Origin of the sequence: Micromonospora sp. NBRC 101691 (genome assembly GCF_030269285.1) — a bacterium.
Lineage (GTDB): Bacteria > Actinomycetota > Actinomycetes > Mycobacteriales > Micromonosporaceae > Micromonospora > Micromonospora echinospora.
Window position 1 is genome coordinate 1 of sequence record NZ_BSTB01000055.1, and the last position, 967, is coordinate 967.

1 protein-coding gene is annotated in these 967 nt (G+C 65.6%); it reads left to right on the top strand.

Annotated features, from left to right (window positions below; translation table 11 throughout):
• The first annotated feature begins 58 nt into the window (after positions 1-58).
• Entirely contained in the window at positions 59-943 is an 885-nt protein-coding gene (locus QSK20_RS31920) for an IS5 family transposase (protein ID WP_285792322.1), read from the top strand.
• Positions 944-967 lie beyond the last annotated feature (24 nt).

The following is a 967-nucleotide window of genomic DNA, read 5'->3' on the forward strand; positions in this document are numbered from 1 at the left end:
AGAGAGTGTTGTGATACCTCGGTGTGATCTTCGCTGACTGTGTCAGCGAAGATCACGTCTGTGTCGCTGTGTCTGTAAACCGGCGTACGAGTCGTCGCTGACGGACGGGCAGTGGGCGGTGATCGAGGCGCTGCTGCCGGTGCGAGACCGGCGTCGGGGTGGTCGGCCGTTGCGGTATCCGCGTCGGTTGGTCATCGACACGATCCTGTACGTGCTGCGTACCGGTACGGCGTGGCGGCATGTGCCGCACGATCTGGTGCCGTGGGATGTGGCGTACCGGTGGTTTCGCTGTTGGAGCGCTGACGGGACCTGGGATCGGGTTCATGACCTGCTGCGTACCGCGGTGCGGGTGGCCGAGGGACGTGACCCGCAGCCGTCGGCGGCGGTGTTGGACTCGCAGACCGCGCACAGTCACCAGGGCGGCGAGGCAATCGGCTGGGACGCGGGCAAACGCACGCGGGGTCGTAAGCGGCATGTCCTGGTCGACACCGGTGGACTGCTCCTGAAGGCCGTCGTGCATTCCGCGTCGATCCAGGAACGCGCCGGAGCCAAGCTGGTCCTGGACAGGATCACTGAGGCGTTTCCGCTGCTGGGCCTGGTCTGGGCCGACGCCGGCTACGTCAACCGCGTCGACAAGGGGCTTCTCGCATGGGCGCGTACCCACGCCGGGGTGGACCTGCAGATCGTGGCCCGCAACGCCGACGTGAAAGGCTTCCGGGTGCTACCCCGACGATGGGTGGTGGAACGAACCTTCGCCTGGTTGGGACGGTGCAGACGGTTGGCCCGCGACTACGAACGCAAACCCGCACACGCCGAAGCGATGATCAAAGTCGCCATGATCCGCCTGATGGCTGCCCGCCTCGCCGGTGAGGACATCGAACCGCAAGGCCCCATCGAGACCGAAGCAGCCCGACGCCTCAACAACGAACTCAACCAGAAGTAGCCCTCCAGTTACCCAACACTCTCT